The sequence below is a fragment of the Ruegeria sp. HKCCD3925 genome (genome assembly GCF_057221175.1).
This window is the reverse complement of record NZ_JBWVBI010000004.1, coordinates 225300-241275: the sequence shown is the minus strand read 5'-3', so window position 1 is coordinate 241275 and position 15976 is coordinate 225300. Positions and strand designations below refer to the sequence as shown.

The window sequence follows — 15976 nt, the reverse complement described above, 5'->3', positions numbered from 1 at the left end:
CGGCTTTTATGTAAGCGAGGATTACCCCATGTCCGATGAGATCAAGAACAAGGCAGTCGAGGCTGAAACGCTGGTGCAGGAAGTCACCGCGGTCGCCCTCCCCGAGCCGCAGGCCGAGATTGTCCCGCTGGAAGAGGCCGACGAACCGGTGGGCGCCGAAATCCGTAAGCGGATGGGTGAGATCGATATGGGCGACACAAACTCGATCGTCTCGTTCGGATCATCCGCACAGGCGGAATTGCAAGAGATCAGTCAGGCGATGCTGGCCGATGTCCGCAACAAGGATGTGGGCCCGGCGGGTGACAGCCTTCGCAACATCGTAACAACGATCCGCGGATTTTCAGTCAGCGAACTGGATGTGCGTCGCGAGCGTAGCTGGTGGGAAAAACTGCTGGGCCGTGCTGCGCCCTTCGCCAAATTCACAGCGCAGTATGAAGACGTTCAAAGCCAGATCGACCGGATTACTGATGATCTTCTGGGGCATGAGCATACACTGCTGAAAGATATCAAGTCTTTGGATCTGCTGTACGAAAAAACGCTGGAGTTCTACGACGAACTCGCACTGTACATCGCAGCGGGAGAGGAGAAGCTGACCGAGCTGGACAGCCACGACATTCCTGAGAAAGAGACCGAGGTTCAGGCCGCGCCCGAAGACCAACAGGTGATGAAAGCGCAGGAATTGCGCGACTTGCGTGCCGCGCGCGATGATCTGGAACGCCGGGTCCACGACCTGAAGCTTACCCGTCAGGTGACGATGCAATCGCTGCCCTCCATCCGTCTGGTGCAGGAAAATGACAAGTCGCTGGTGACCAAGATCAATTCGACCCTCGTCAACACAGTACCGCTCTGGGAAACCCAGCTGGCACAAGCTGTCACCATACAGCGCAGTGCCGAGGCCGCCGCTGCCGTACGTGATGCCAATGATCTGACCAATGAATTGCTGACCTCGAACGCCGCCAACTTGCGCGAATCCAACAAAATGATCCGCGAAGAGATGGAGCGTGGCGTCTTCGATATCGAAGCCGTCAAACAAGCCAATGCAGACCTGATCGGCACCATCAACGAAAGCCTCGCCATTGCAGACGAAGGCAAGGCCAAACGCGCCGCAGCCGAGGAAGAACTGAAGAAGATGGAGGCCGAATTGCGCGACACGCTCGCCTCGGCCAAGGCGCGACAGGACGGGATCGGCGACAATGCCGGAACGGCTGTTCCCGGATAATGGAAACAGCGGGCGTGCGGCCATTTCATCGCGCTAAGATTGCAGTATTGGGCTTGTCGCTGCTGGCATTTGCTGGCTGCGATGAGGCATTGACGACGACGATCGCTCCTGAACCTCAACCTGCCCAGCCGCAAGGCCTGAGCAATGCATATCAAGCGCCCTCACCAGCGAGCCTTGATCTCGCGCGATACTATGAAAGCGTACAAAACAACTTGCTGACGCGCGGGTTGCTGAGAACCGATGGCGGTGGCCCTGATACGCCCTATGATGCCGATGATCTGGCTCGGAACTTTGAGACCATAGCGTTTTATAATGAATATCCGGGGCAAGCCGTTGCCAGCGGCAGCAGTCGCACCAGCCGACAGCTTAGTCGCTGGTCGTCGCCGGTTCGCATAAAGCCCGAGTTTGGTCCATCGGTTGCACCTGAAGTCCGCCAGCAAGAGGCCGCCCGAATTGACGCCTACGCCAACCGCTTGTCGCGGCTCACTGGACACCCGGTCTCAACCACCACCCGGAATGCAAATTTCCACGTCTTCGTGGCGGGTGAAGATGATACCGCTTATGTGCAAGCCCGGCTGCGACAACTGATCCCGGGCATAGGGCAGGCACAACTTGACCTCTTCGACAAACTGCCGCGCTCTTTCTATTGCTTTGTATTCGCTTCGGCGTCGAACAGCGCGCCACAGACATATACCCGGGCTGTTGCCCTGATCCGGGCGGAACATCCCGATCTGGTGCGCCTGAGCTGCGTCCACGAAGAGATCGCTCAGGGATTGGGGCTGCCGAATGACAGCCCGTCTGCCCGGCCATCAATCTTCAACGATGACGACGAGTTCGCCCTGCTCACAAGCCATGATGAAAAGCTGCTGACCATCCTTTATGACCCGCGCCTTAAGGCTGGCATGACCGCTGAAGAAGCGCGCCCGGTGGTCCGTATCATTGCACGCGAATTGATGGGGCAGTCGCTCTGACCCCGAAGACAGGAGAAATCCAATGGGAATTTTTGATTTTCTGACCGGTGAATTCATAGATGTCATCCACTGGGTCGACGATACGCGCGACACCATGGTCTGGCGGTTCGAGCGTGAAGGACACGAGATCAAATACGGCGCCAAGCTGACCGTGCGCGAAGGTCAAGCGGCGGTCTTTGTGCATGAGGGTCAGTTGGCGGATGTCTTCACCCCAGGTCTCTACATGCTTGAGACAAACAACATGCCGATCATGACGACGCTGCAGCATTGGGATCACGGCTTTCAGTCTCCGTTCAAGTCCGAGATCTATTTCGTCAACACGACCCGTTTCAATGACCTGAAATGGGGCACGAAAAACCCGATCATGCTGCGCGATCCTGAGTTCGGTCCAACGCGCATCCGGGCATTTGGCACCTATACGGTGCGGGTCAAGGACCCGGCGAAATTCCTGGTCGAAATCGTCGGTACCGATGGTGAATTCACCATGGACGAGATCAGCTTTCAGATCAGAAACATCATCGTGCAGGAATTCAGCCGCGTCATCGCAGGCTCGGGCATTCCAGTTCTCGATATGGCGGCGAACACGGCCGATCTGGGCAAACTGATTGCCGCCGAGGTGTCACCGGTGCTGGACGGGTATGGTTTGAGCATGCCCGAGTTCTACATCGAGAACATCTCGCTGCCAGCAGCGGTCGAGGCCGCGCTGGACAAGCGCACATCGATGGGGTTGGCGGGCGATCTGGGCAAGTTCACGCAGTATTCCGCAGCTGAAGCGATGACCGCAGCGGCCAACAATCCCGGTCAGGGCGGCGGCATGGGCGCCGGTCTTGGCATGGGAATGGGTATGGCGATGGCACAGCAGATGTCGAACATGGCAGCGGGTCAACCAAGCGGCCCTTGGGGCGGTTCCGCCCCCGCTGCCCCGCAAGCCGCAGCGCCTGCGGCACCGCCACCCCCGCCACCCGTCGAGCACGTGTGGCATATCGCGGTGGATGGCCAGACCAGCGGGCCGTTCTCCAAGGCCAAGATGGGTCGTATGGCAACCGATGGTGAAATCACGCGTGATACCCACGTCTGGACCGCCGGTCAGGACGGTTGGAAGAAGGCAGGCGACGTGCAGGAACTGGCACAGCTGTTCACGATCCTGCCTCCGCCGCCTCCGGGCGCGTGATCTGACATTTGGTAACCTGATTTCGAGGTTCTGTCATGGCGAAAGACGAACACCGTTTCCCCTGCGACCAATGCGGGGCGGATTATCGGTTCAATCCCGGTGACGGAACGCTGACTTGCGATCATTGTGGCAACACCAGAACGATCGGTGCTGGCCCATGGGGTGGTGCAAGTCTGCGAGAGCTGGATTTCGACGCCGCCATCGCGGATCGCTTGCCTGACAGCGAGATTGAAGAAACCCGTGTTCTGACCTGTCCGAACTGCGCGGCTCAGGTTGAGTTTGATCCGAACACCCATGCTGCGGAGTGCCCGTTCTGTGCCACTCCGGTTGTGACCGATACAGGCGTTAGCCGCCATATCAAACCTCGAGGAGTGTTGCCCTTTGCACTGGATGAACGCTCGGCCCACAAGGCAATGGGGGATTGGCTGGGCCGACTGTGGTTTGCACCCAACGGGTTGAAGGAATACGCCCGAAAGGGACGCAAGATGCAGGGCATTTATGTCCCGTATTGGACCTTCGACGCTGATACCAAGTCGAGCTATCGTGGGGAACGCGGTGTGGTGTATTACGAAACTCGCACTGTGATGCGCGATGGAAAGCGCGTGCAGCAACAGGTCCCCAAAGTACGCTGGACTCCAAAATCCGGACGGGTTGCGCGGTTCTTTGACGATGTTCTGGTGTTGGCATCACAATCGCTGCCCAAATCCTATACCGATGCGCTGGAGCCATGGGACCTGCCTGCGCTTGAGCCATACCAGCCGGAATATCTGGCCGGTTTCCGCGCCGAGGCTTACACGGTCGAACTGCGAGAAGGTTATCAAGAGGCCCGCGCACATATGGCACGGGTGATCGAGCGTGACGTGCGGTTTGATATCGGAGGCGATCGTCAGCGCATTCACGCTGTCGACACCGAAGTGCGAGATGTCACATTCAAACACATCCTCTTGCCGGTTTGGATGGCGGCCTACAAATACCGCGGCCAGACCTATCGTTTTGTGGTCAATGGCCGGACTGGCCGCGTTCAGGGTGAGCGTCCCTGGTCCGCAATCAAGATTACGATCGCCGTGGTTCTGGGCCTTCTCGTTGCGGCCGGCGTCGGGTATCTGGTGGCAACTGGACAGCAATAACGCTGATAAGCAGAGCACGCTCATGGAACCTACTCCTCGGCATGCCTGAAAGGAGATGTTGAATTGCACCTTGACGCTCTGAACGCGCTCTTGGCCGATCGTTTTTCTTGCCGTGCCTTTCGCACGGACCTGGTGCCTCGCGAACAGATTGAACAGATCGTCGCCAGTGCTGCGCGTGTTCCAAGCTGGTGCAACGCGCAACCCTGGCAGGTCGTCATCACCAGCGGGGCCGAGACAGACCATTTTCGGGACGCGTTGCAACACGAAGCCTCGCACGTTGCGCCTGCTCCGGACCTACCCTTTCCAACCGGCTATTCCGGTGTTTATCAAGAACGCCGTCGCGCCTGTGGCTGGGCCCTCTACAAAGCGGTTGGTATCGCAAAAGGTGATCGCAGGACTTCGGCGCAACAGATGATGGAAAACTATGCTCTGTTCGGCGCCCCACATTGCGCCATACTGTCCAGCCCGGCTGAACTGGGCCCTTACGGCGCGATGGATTGTGGTGGCTTCGTGACCGCATTTTCACTGGCGGCGCAGGCCCTGGGTGTGGCTTGTATCCCGCAGGCAGCGGTAGCGGCCCATGGCGCATTTCTTCACCGTTACTTCGGGATATCAGAAGATCGCTTGATTCTGTGCGCGATTTCGTTCGGATATGCGGATATGGATCACCCGGCGAACGCGTTCAGAACGGAACGTGCCGCGCTGGATGAAGTGATCGATTGGCACGAATAGCAATAAAATACAGGACCTGCAGATGCGCGCCTTACTTCAAAGAATTTCCAGTGCCTCGGTCAAAGTCGATGGAACAGTCATCGGGCGATCGGGCCCCGGATTGATGATTCTGGTTTGTGCGATGCAGGGGGATGGAGAGACACAAGCTGATCAATTGGCTGAAAAGATCGCAAAGCTCCGTATCTTCAATGACGACGCGGGAAAGATGAACCGGTCGATATTGGACATTGAGGGCTCGGCCCTGGTGGTCAGCCAGTTCACCTTGGCAGCTGACACATCGCGTGGAAACAGGCCTGGGTTTTCCGGGGCCGCCCCGGCGGCTGAGGGCGAACACCTCTACGAGGCGTTTGTACACAACCTTTCATCGCGGGGCATTCCGGTTGAGACAGGTGCGTTCGGAGCTGACATGGCGGTAGAGTTGGTCAATGACGGACCAGTCACAATTTGGATGGAAAGCTGATGCAGAGTTCGCAAAAGGCACAGGACATTTGGCGCGCAGGTGTGGCGGCGGTTGATGGATATCGCGCAACGCTGGAGGCCACTCAGGCGATCGAAGCCCCAGATCAGATATTGGCCGTTGGAAAAGCCGCAGGGGCCATGGCCCGTGCCGCCGTCGAACGGTTTGGCCCAGTGCCCACTCTGGTGGTTACCAAGGATGGCCATGGCCACGACCTGCCTAAGCATATTGTGGTGATTGAAGCTGCACACCCGGTTCCTGATGCCCGCAGTCTGAAGGGTGGGCAGGCATTGCGCGAAACGGTTGAGGCGATGAAACCCGACAGCAAGCTGCTTCTGCTAGTTTCGGGAGGGGCTTCTTCGCTTGCCGAGGACCTCGTGCCCGGTACGACATTGGATGATCTTGAGGCCCTCAACCAAAGACTGCTGAGTGAAGGCCTCGACATCGGTGCAATGAACACGGAACGGCGCAAGCTGTCCCGGATCAAGGGTGGCGGTTTGTTGTCGGCATTCTCGGGGAAAAGTGTGACCGTTCTGGCGATCTCGGACGTCCCGGGTGATGATCTGGGCGTTATTGGCTCCGGTATCGGGTCATTGCCCGAAGAACCGGAGTTTTCTGCCCACACCGCGATAATCGCATCAAACGCACACGCGCGCGACGCCGCAGCATTTGCGGCCGAGAACTCAGGCATCAAGGTCCTCGGCAACGAAGAAGCGATGCACGATGACTATCTCTCGGTTGCAGCTAAATTAGGAGATCGGCTGCGGAATATGCCCAAGGGCGCCATGGTATTTGGCGGCGAACCAACCGTGGTCCTACCTGATGCGCCAGGGCGCGGTGGGCGCAATCAGGCCCTTGCTCTAGCACTCGCGCGCGAAATCGCAGGGCAATCTGATTTGACCGTCATCGTCGGAGGAACAGATGGCACCGACGGGCCAACAGATGCAGCAGGCGCCATCGTTACCGGCGACACTTGGTCTGATAAGGCGCAAGCGTATCTGGACAATGCAGATAGCGGCAGTTTCCTCGACAAGGCGGGGGCGCTGTTGGTCACGGGACCCACAGGAACAAACGTAATGGATCTGATTGTTGCAATAAAAAACTGATCCTAGACCCTGACTCCGCCCATCCGAAAAACCCACCAGATAGAATCACTTAAAGGCCGGAATGGCGTTTGATCTGTGGAACGAAAGTTCATGCAAAACTGACCAGGCAACTATCGGATAATTTGTTCAGGTCAGAGTAAGTAGTTAGGAATAAGGGGTTTTGGATTTCCAAAGGCTCATAACAAGATCATCTGGCGCGATCAAAGGCGGAACCTCCCCATTATTTCAAGAGATTTGCACTTGCCCGCTGCCCTGAATTGCACCTAAGTTGACTCATGCGTCAATAAAAAGCCCGCCAACGGGCTGAACATCCTATCAACTGGGAGAAATCTGGATGAACGAACAACTCACTCACATGTCAAAGCAGGTCACAGCTGGAAAGCTGACCCGCCGTGAATTCATGGGCAAAGCAGCGGCACTGGGTGTCTCGGCCGCAATGGCAAGCACTATGTTTGCCGATGCGGCACGTGCCGCTGGTCCGAAAAAGGGCGGCGATCTGAAATTCGGTTTGCAGGGTGGTGAATCAACCAACTCACTTGATCCGGCAACCTACGCAAGCTCAGTCCCGTTCCAGAACGGCAAGCAGTTCGGAGACCAACTGGTCGAAGTGGCGCCCGACGGAACCATCGAACCGCGCCTGGCTGAAAGCGTCGAAGGAAGTGCAGACGCGAAAGTATGGACGTTCAAGCTGCGTCAAGGGGTCGAGTTCCACAACGGCAAGACCATGACCAGCGAAGACGTGCTGAAAACTATGCAGCGCCACTCGAACGAAGATTCCAAATCAGGTGCCTTGGGCATCATGAAAGGCATCGAGTCGATGAAGGCCGATGGAGATAATTTCCAGGTCACACTGACCGAGCCGAACGCCGACCTGCCGTATCTAATGGCCGACTATCACCTCATCATTCAGCCCGATGGCGGCATGGATAATCCGGCGGCAGGTATCGGCACCGGCCCGTACAAACTAGAAGTGGACGAACCCGGCGTCCGTCACTTGTTCACCAAGAACGAAAACCACTGGAACAGCGATTTCGGCAATTTTGACAGCGTAGAAGTTGTTGTGATCAACGATGCGACGGCACGGACCGCTGCACTGCAGTCCGGACAGGTCCACGCCGTCAACCGCGTTGAACCCAAAGTTGCCGACCTGTTGGGCCGTGCGCCTAACCTGACGGTGCATTCAACCGCTGGTCGCGGTCACTATGTCTTCATCATGCATTGCGACACGGCTCCGTTTGATAACAATGAACTGCGCACCGCACTGAAGTACGCCATCAACCGCGCAGAATTGGTTGACAAAGTTCTGCGCGGCTATGGCTCGATCGGGAATGATATGCCGATCAATTCAGCCTATCCATTGTTTGATGAAACCATCGAACAGCGCGAGTTCAGCGTTGAAAAGGCTGCAGAGCACTATAAGAAATCTGGGCATGATGGCTCTCCGATTATTTTGCGCGTTGCCGATGGTGCGTTCCCAGGTGCTGTAGATGCTGCTGCTCTGTTCCAGCAGACTGCTGCACAGGCCGGAATTCCGCTTGAAATCAAGCGTGAGCCCAATGATGGCTACTGGTCCGAGGTTTGGAACGTTCAACCCTTCTGTGCGTCTTATTGGGGCGGCCGCCCGGTTCAGGACCAGATGTACTCGACTGCATATCTGTCGACCGCAGACTGGAATGACACGAGGTTTAAGGTTCAGGCGTTTGACGACTTATTGTTTGCAGCAAAGGCGGAACTCGACCCTGAGAAACGCAAAGCCATCTATAGCCAGATGGGTCAAATGGTACGCAACGAAGGCGGCCTGATCTGCCCGATGTTCAACGACTTTGTCGAAGGCGTCAGCAACCAGCTGGATGGATGGGAATCTGACCCGACGCAAGAGATGATGAACGGCAACATATCCCGCAAAATGTGGTTCGTCTAAAACGGGCTACGGATAATGCATCCCATCATCAAATTGGTTTCCCAGCGCCTGGCGCTGGGACTCCTTTTGCTGCTCGGCGCTTCGGCCCTGATTTTCGGCCTAACCGAAGCCCTACCCGGAGACGCCGCGCAAGCCGTCCTGGGGCAGTCCGCAACTCCAGAGGCCTTGGCAAACCTACGCGAAGAAATGGGCCTGAACCGCCCTGCCCTTACACGCTATTTCGAGTGGTTGGGCGGCATACTTCAGGGTGACCTGGGTCAATCCCTGACCAACAAACTTGATATCTCCGAGAGTATTGGAAAACGCCTTGGGAACACTCTGTTCCTGGCTTGCGTGGCAGCAATAGTTTCCGTACCGCTTGCAATCTTTCTGGGGCTGCTTGCCGTGCGGTTCCGCAATCGCTGGCCCGACAAACTGATTTCAGCCATCACCCTGACGACGGTTTCGATCCCCGAGTTTCTGATCGGTTATGTGGTGATCTACTATATCTCAGTGAAATTAGGATGGTTCTCGTCGCTTGCGATGATCAATGATTCTATGTCGTTTGGACAAAAGTTGAATGCAATCGCGCTACCTGCCTTTGTTCTGACGCTGGTCGTGCTGGCACAGATGATGCGCATGACGCGCGCGGCCATTCTGAACCTCATGCAATCGGCCTATATCGAAACCGCTGAATTGAAAGGCCTCAGCACATTTCAGGTTATTGCCCGCCATGCCTTTCCCAACGCGATTTCACCGATCGTGAACGTCGTCATGCTGAACCTGGCCTATCTGGTCGTGGGTGTTGTCGTGGTCGAGGTTGTGTTCGTCTATCCAGGTATGGGGCAATACCTTGTGGATGCCGTGACCAAACGTGATGTGCCGGTTGTTCTGGCCTGCGGCGTGGTGTTTGCGGCCGTTTATATCGGTCTGAACATGGTTGCAGATATCGTGTCGATCCTTGCCAACCCAAGACTGAGGCATCCGAAATGATAAAGAACATTCCTCTTTCGGCTCTGATTGGCCTTATCTTCACCTTCGCCTATTTCTTTGTGGCGATCGCCGCCCCGTTGATTGCACCCTATGGAATGGCAGAAGTCGTCGGCGACGTCTGGGAGCCGAGCAGCCCCGAACATCTGCTAGGCACTGACAATATCGGTCGCGATCTGCTGACCCGCATGATCTATGGCGGGCGCACGACAATCTTCATCGCGGCAGCGGCGACGCTGCTCAGCTTTCTGACCGGTACGTCGCTGGGCTTGCTGGCTGCTGTACTGGGCGGATGGGCTGATCAGGCGCTCAGCCGTACGGTGGATCTGATCATGTCAATCCCGACTCTGATCCTGGCACTGGTCATTCTGGCCATCGTTCCGGTGACCGTCCCGATCCTGATCCTTGTTATGGGCTTACTGGATGCCACTCGCCCGTATCGTCTATCGCGATCCGTAGCGGTGGACATCAACGTGATGGACTATGTTGAAGCCGCCAAGCTGCGCGGCGAAGGGCGCGCCTGGATCATCTTCCGGGAAATCCTGCCCAATGCGCTGTCGCCACTTGTGGCCGAATTCGGGCTACGGTTCATCTTCATGGTTCTGTTCATCTCGACCCTGTCGTTCCTGGGACTGGGCGTCCAGCCACCGCTGGCTGACTGGGGCGGTATCGTGAAAGAAAACAAGGATGGCATCGTCTATGGCATCGGCGCAGCGCTTTATCCCGCTGTGGCCATTGCGACGCTGGCAATCTCGGTCAACCTGGTGGCTGACTGGGTCCTGAATCGTACCACATCGCTGAAAGGAGGCCGGGGATGAGTGATGTCCTTCTCAAGGTCCGCGACCTCAAAATCGGCGCGACCGTCTATCCGCCGGGTGAAAAGCCCCATGACATCGAGATCGTGCACGGGGTCAGCTTTGACCTCGCGCCAGGCAAGGTGCTGGGTCTGATCGGCGAATCCGGGGCTGGCAAATCTACCATCGGTCTGGCCTCAATGGCCTATGGCCGTGGCGGTGTGAAAATCACCGGGGGCGAGGTTTGGGTAAACGGGCGTGATATCCTCAAGACATCTCATGGGGATATCCGCAAACTGCGCGGTGGTGAGGTAACATATGTTTCCCAATCCGCCGCCGCATCGTTCAACCCCGCAAAGAAGATCATGGATCAAGTGGTCGAGGCCGCAGTTGAGCAGAAGAAGTTTTCGCGCAAAGAGGCTGAAGCCCGCGCGCGTGAGCTTTTTGCCAAGCTGGGTCTGCCCGACCCTGACAATATCGGTGATCGTTACCCGCATCAGGTTTCGGGCGGACAGCTGCAGCGCTGCATGACGGCGCTGGCGCTTTGCCCCGAGCCTGATCTGGTGGTTTTTGACGAACCTACCACGGCACTGGACGTGACTACCCAAATCGATGTGCTGATGGCCATCAAAGACGCCATTCGCGACTCGGGCGTTGCCGCCTTGTATATCACCCATGATCTGGCAGTTGTGGCCCAGGTCAGTGATGACATCATGGTGCTGCGGATGGGCGATACGGTCGAATACGGAAATACCGACCAGATCATCAACCGCCCGCAAGAAGAGTACACACAGGCGCTGGTTTCGGTCCGCTCAATCGAGCACGAAGAGAAAAAACCAACTCCTGAACCCGTGCTGAGCGTCGATGGTATCACCGCGCGCTACAAAGGCTTGAATTTCGACGTGCTGCATAATGTCAACGTCGAGCTTCATCCGGGCCAGACACTGGCGGTTGTGGGTGAATCCGGGTCGGGTAAGTCTACGCTGGCACGGGTCATCACCGGGCTTCTTCCACCCCGTGATGGTGAGATTACCTTTGCGGGCCGCAAGCTCAGCTCTGATCTGAAAGGCCGCACGCGTGAAGACCTGCGTGAGCTGCAAATGATCTACCAGATGGCCGACGTGGCAATGAACCCGCGTCAGACCGTCGGTACGATTATCGGCCGCCCACTCGAGTTCTACTTCAACATGCGCGGCGCCGAGAAACGCAAGCGGATCGTCGAGTTGCTGGATGAGATCGAACTGGGCGAGAAGTTCATCGATCGTTATCCGGCGGAACTGTCGGGTGGTCAAAAACAGCGTGTCTGTATCGCGCGATCACTGGCGGCCAAGCCAAAGATGATCATCTGTGATGAGGTCACCTCGGCGCTCGACCCGCTGGTCGCGGACGGTATCCTCAAGCTGCTGCTGGATCTGCAAAAGATCGAGGATGTGGCATACCTGTTCATCACCCACGATCTGGCGACAGTCCGTGCGATCAGCGATAGTATCGCGGTGATGTACCAGGGTCGGGTGGTTCGCTACGGTCCCAAGAGCCAGGTGCTAAGCCCTCCGTTCGACGACTATACAGACTTGCTGCTTAGCTCGGTGCCTGAGATGCATCTTGGCTGGCTGGAAGAGGTTGTCGCCCACCGCAAAATGGAGAGCGCGGGGAACTGATCCGCGCCCTTCTCATAGAAACACCGAAGACCATTCAAATTCCCGGCGCTGTGAACACAAGCAGACGTCGGGATTTTGCTATTTGGGGCGCAAATGCGCAGCCATAGCCGGACGAATCTCATAGGTTCGCCGGAACGAATACTCAGAAACAAGGGCCGGAACATGGACCGCAAACTGCTTTTGATCATCCTCGACGGCGTCCCCTGGCGCAACTTTCGTCGACTGTTTGGCAATCTTGAAGGGTGGGTCGACAGCGGTGCTGCCCGGGTTTGGAAACTCCGCTCTGTGCTGCCCTCGACCTCTGCCAGCTGCTACGCCTCCATCCACACCGGGGTCACACCGCAAGAGCATGGCTGTACAGGCAACGGCAACGTCTTCCGACTAAGCCACAAGGACGTGTTCAGTCAGGTGCGTGAGGCAGGCGGTGTAACCGGCGCGGTCACCCACAGCTATTGGTCTCAATTCTTCAATCGCCACCCGTTCGACTACGTCCGCGATGTTGAATATGACGAGCCCGACAACCTGACAATCAACCATGGTCGCTTTCATTCAATGACGGGATATGGCAACGCCAACCAGATGACGCCAAGCGATGTCGATCTGTTTGCCTCGCTCACCAACCTGTGTCTGCGCTTCGGACTGGATTATGGCATCCTGCACACTTGCACACTGGACAGCATGGGGCATCGTTTCTTCCACGATTGCGCCGAGATGGACCATGCCTGTTTCGTCATGGACGAAATGCTGGCCCCATTCATTCCGCGTTGGCAGCAGTTGGGTTATGACGTCATCGTGACGGCTGATCATGGTCAGGACGAACGCGGCCATCACGGTGGTCGCAGCCCGTTGCAGCAGGAAACGGCGCTTTACTATTTTGGTGAGGCCAAAGGCCCTGAACCGGATACCGTGATCGACCAGCTTCAGCTAGCCCCAACCATACTTAAGCGTATGGGTGCGCCGGTGGCGGACACGATGAAAGCCAAGCCGTTCCTGACCTGACGCGGTTCAGTCGTAGGACCAAATCCCCTGCCCCAATGCCTCAATGGCCACGGAAATGCGTTCAAAGCTGTCCGCTGCGCGCCCGACAGATGTTCTGGCGCGTAGGTACCCATGGACCAAACCTGCCTCGTTGATGCATTGGGCTTGCCCACCTGCGGCTGTGATCCGGTCGCAATAAGCTTTCCCGTCATCGCGCAGCGGATCGCAATCGGCGGTCACCACCACCGTCGGCGGTAGCCCCGAGAAATCGACGTCATGCAACGGTGCAAAGGTAGGATCGTTCTGGGGCGTGGTCCCTTGATACCGAACAGTCTCATAAAACCGGATATCGTCCAATGTCAGCAGCGGGGCATTGGCATGTTCGATATACGACCCCTGCGACATATCTCCGCCTAAGCCGGGATATATGAGGACCTGCCCCAGCACATTTTCCAACCGCCCCCGACCATGGTGCGAAACGGCTGCTGCCAGATTGCCACCCGCGCTGTCACCGGCCAGCACGATCGGTTCGCCGTATTCCTGAACCACCCAGTTCGTGGCGGTCCAGCTATCCTGAAACTGCGCCGGGTGCACATGCTCAGGGCACAACCGATAGTCGACCGAAACGATCCGATAGCCCGTCTGGGCGCAGAGTTCAGCACAAACATCATCGTGGCTATCCAAGCCCCCGACGACGAACCCACCACCATGTATGTAGACGACAGTCCGGGTGGGGTCACCGGCACTATAGATGCGAACAGGTACGCCATCGGCGGACCTGTCGCGCACCTCGATGCCAGGTGGGCGCGGCTGGCGGAAGTCCTGACACATCGCGTCATAGACCCGGCGTTGGTCAGCAATGGACATCTCTACTGTATCATCCGGATAGCTCTCGGCTGTGCGCCGGATGAAACCCCAGGTCTCCTCGTCGATCAGACGTTCATAGTCCATTGTTCCTCCGAATTATTCAGACCACTCCCATGGCCGGGTAAACGAACCCAACACTTTTGAGACATCGTCTTCGGAAGACCCATTCGCGTCAAGCTGCGCGACAAGACCCCTCTTCTTGTCGTCGATTACCGAAACGACACGCGCTTCAATGCCTGCGGCGTCCAAAGCACCGTTGTAGATGCGAGTGATGGCCTGCTTGCGCAGTTCGGGTTTGAAAACCTTGCCAACGGCGGTTTTCGGCAATTCATCCAGAATGGTCATATGCTTGGGCTGTGCCGCACGTTCATGGACGTGAACCTTGCAATAGTCCATCAGCTCCTGTTCAGTGACCGAGGCCCCCTCGACCAGTTCAACAAAGGCGCAAGGCACCTCACCCGAATGCGCATCAGGCTGACCGATAGCCCCTGCAAAGGCGACCGCGTCATGGCCCAGCAAAGCCTCTTCGATTTCAGCAGGGTCGATATTGTGTCCGCCCCGAATGATCAGATCCTTCGCGCGACCGGTGATCCACAGATAACCGTCTTCATCAAACCGTCCCAGATCGCCTGTGCGCAGGTATTTATCAAAATGATAGAGGTTCGTATTCTTGTCGGTCTCGGTATAAGTATTGCCCGCGTATACGCCGGGGTTCGAGATGCAAATTTCACCGATCTGATCTACGCCGCACTCGGTTGGTCCATCCGGCCCGTCCTGCAGGATTTTGACGTCCGTATAGGGGAACGGGATGCCGATCGAGCCGATCTTCTTTTCCCCATCCACGGGGTTGCATGACACCAGACAAGTGGCCTCGGTCAGGCCGTAGCCCTCGACGATAGTAACGCCAGTCGCTTCTTCAAACCGACGGAACAGTTCGACCGGCAGCGGAGCTGATCCCGAAAACGCCGTTTTCACGCTGGATATATCCGCATCCACAGGTCGCTGCATTTTGGCTGAAATCGCTGTTGGCACTGTAATGATGAACGAAACCTTCCAGCGTTCGATCAGTTTCCAGAAATTGTCGAATACGCCATCGCCGCGATACCCGGCAGGCGTCGGGAATACCACATGTGCACCAGACGACACCGCCGCCATCACGATGACATGCACCGCAAAGACATGGAACATCGGCAGTGGGCACATGATGACGTCGTTCTCGTCAAAGAGCAGCGTGTTGCCCAACCAGCCATTGTAGATAAGGCCCGAGTATTTGTGCTGCGCCACTTTCGGCATGCCCGTGGTGCCGCCCGTGTGGAAGTAGCACGCCACCCGATCTTCCTGGCTATCCTCAAAGTTCAGCGTTTTAGGCTGCTTGTTCAGCTCATCAAGGAAGTTCTTGTAGTCCGCATGGGCCAGCTTTTCTTTATCACCCATCTTTGGGCGCAAGAACGGTACAAGCCAGGATTTGGGCGGCGTCAGATAGCGATTCAGGTCGATCTCAAGGATCGTGTTGACGCCTGGAGCGTGGCGTACTGCCTCTTCAACCTTTTGGGCTACATCGGTTTTGGGGAAGGACTTCAGCGTGACCACGACCTTGGCCTTGGTCTCACGCAGGATCGCCGCGATCTGCTCCGGCTCCAGCAATGGGTTGATCGGGTTAACGATCCCAGCTACCGCACCGCCCATCATGGTGACCAGCGTCTCGTTGCAATTGGGCAGCACATAAGCCACCACGTCGTTTTCTCCGATGCCAAGGGAACGGAACAGATTGGCCGCTTGGTTGACCTTGCCCAGCAGTTCGGACCATGTCAGCGTCTCAGCCTTGTCACTCGGTCCAGACAACAACTGAAAGCTGATCGCTTTGTGGTTCGGGAACTTGCCCGCCGTCCGCGACAACAGCTGGTGGAAAGTGACGGGTACGTCCCGGTCCTCCCACGTCATCTCCTGCTCGATGCGTGCCTTGTCTTCCAATCCCACAAAGGCCATGTGGCTCCTCCCCTGATCTG

General features: G+C 57.0%; 14 protein-coding genes. 12 read left to right on the top strand and 2 right to left on the bottom strand.

Translation table 11 applies throughout. The features are described from left to right. Positions 1-28: 28 nt before the first annotated feature. The 12 genes from AC2TEM_RS11310 (at position 29) to AC2TEM_RS11255 (ending at position 13124) form a co-directional block, all read left to right on the top strand. Complete coding sequence (locus AC2TEM_RS11310) at positions 29-1219, top strand: toxic anion resistance protein (protein ID WP_170420695.1); 1191 nt, start codon at positions 29-31, stop codon at positions 1217-1219. After that, positions 1219-2190, top strand: coding sequence for a DUF2927 domain-containing protein (locus tag AC2TEM_RS11305; protein ID WP_170420693.1), 972 nt, complete (start codon positions 1219-1221; stop codon positions 2188-2190). The genes AC2TEM_RS11310 and AC2TEM_RS11305 overlap by 1 nt, the downstream gene beginning before the upstream one ends. Before the next feature lie 22 nt (positions 2191-2212). Further along, positions 2213-3361 (top strand): SPFH domain-containing protein, encoded by a 1149-nt coding sequence (locus AC2TEM_RS11300; RefSeq protein WP_170420691.1) that lies wholly within the window; start codon positions 2213-2215, stop codon positions 3359-3361. 35 nt (positions 3362-3396) lie between these two features. Continuing rightward, entirely contained in the window at positions 3397-4488 is a 1092-nt protein-coding gene (locus AC2TEM_RS11295; protein WP_170392249.1) for a TFIIB-type zinc finger domain-containing protein, read from the top strand. 63 nt (positions 4489-4551) lie between these two features. Then, on the top strand, positions 4552-5220 hold the full coding sequence (locus tag AC2TEM_RS11290) for a nitroreductase (RefSeq protein WP_480856191.1): 669 nt from the start codon (positions 4552-4554) through the stop codon (positions 5218-5220). A gap of 22 nt (positions 5221-5242) precedes the next feature. Beyond that, positions 5243-5680 carry a D-aminoacyl-tRNA deacylase gene (gene dtd, locus AC2TEM_RS11285; protein ID WP_170420687.1) on the top strand — a complete coding sequence of 146 codons (438 nt, stop codon included), beginning with the start codon at positions 5243-5245 and terminating at the stop codon, positions 5678-5680. Further along, a complete protein-coding gene (locus AC2TEM_RS11280; RefSeq protein ID WP_170420685.1) occupies positions 5680-6783 on the top strand; it encodes a DUF4147 domain-containing protein in 1104 nt (367 codons plus the stop codon). The genes dtd and AC2TEM_RS11280 overlap by 1 nt, the downstream gene beginning before the upstream one ends. Positions 6784-7117: 334 nt before the next feature. Beyond that, entirely contained in the window at positions 7118-8704 is a 1587-nt protein-coding gene (locus tag AC2TEM_RS11275) for an ABC transporter substrate-binding protein (protein WP_170392257.1), read from the top strand. Between the two features lie 15 nt (positions 8705-8719). Next, positions 8720-9676 carry an ABC transporter permease gene (locus AC2TEM_RS11270; protein WP_170392259.1) on the top strand — a complete coding sequence of 319 codons (957 nt, stop codon included), beginning with the start codon at positions 8720-8722 and terminating at the stop codon, positions 9674-9676. After that, a complete protein-coding gene (locus AC2TEM_RS11265) occupies positions 9676-10491 on the top strand; it encodes an ABC transporter permease (RefSeq protein ID WP_170402849.1) in 816 nt (271 codons plus the stop codon). Before AC2TEM_RS11270 ends, AC2TEM_RS11265 begins: the two co-directional genes overlap by 1 nt. After that, positions 10488-12125, top strand: a complete 1638-nt coding sequence (locus AC2TEM_RS11260) for an ABC transporter ATP-binding protein (protein ID WP_170392262.1) — start codon at positions 10488-10490, stop codon at positions 12123-12125. The genes AC2TEM_RS11265 and AC2TEM_RS11260 overlap by 4 nt, the downstream gene beginning before the upstream one ends. Before the next feature lie 162 nt (positions 12126-12287). Then, positions 12288-13124 (top strand): alkaline phosphatase family protein, encoded by an 837-nt coding sequence (locus AC2TEM_RS11255; RefSeq protein ID WP_170401655.1) that lies wholly within the window; start codon positions 12288-12290, stop codon positions 13122-13124. A gap of 6 nt (positions 13125-13130) precedes the next feature. Here the strand turns inward: AC2TEM_RS11255 and AC2TEM_RS11250 are convergent, their stop codons facing one another. Further along, entirely contained in the window at positions 13131-14054 is a 924-nt protein-coding gene (locus AC2TEM_RS11250; RefSeq protein WP_170420683.1) for an alpha/beta hydrolase, read from the bottom strand. 12 nt (positions 14055-14066) lie between these two features. Next, complete coding sequence (locus AC2TEM_RS11245) at positions 14067-15956, bottom strand: acyl-CoA synthetase (RefSeq protein WP_170420681.1); 1890 nt, start codon at positions 15954-15956, stop codon at positions 14067-14069. Between the last annotated feature and the right edge of the window lie 20 nt (positions 15957-15976).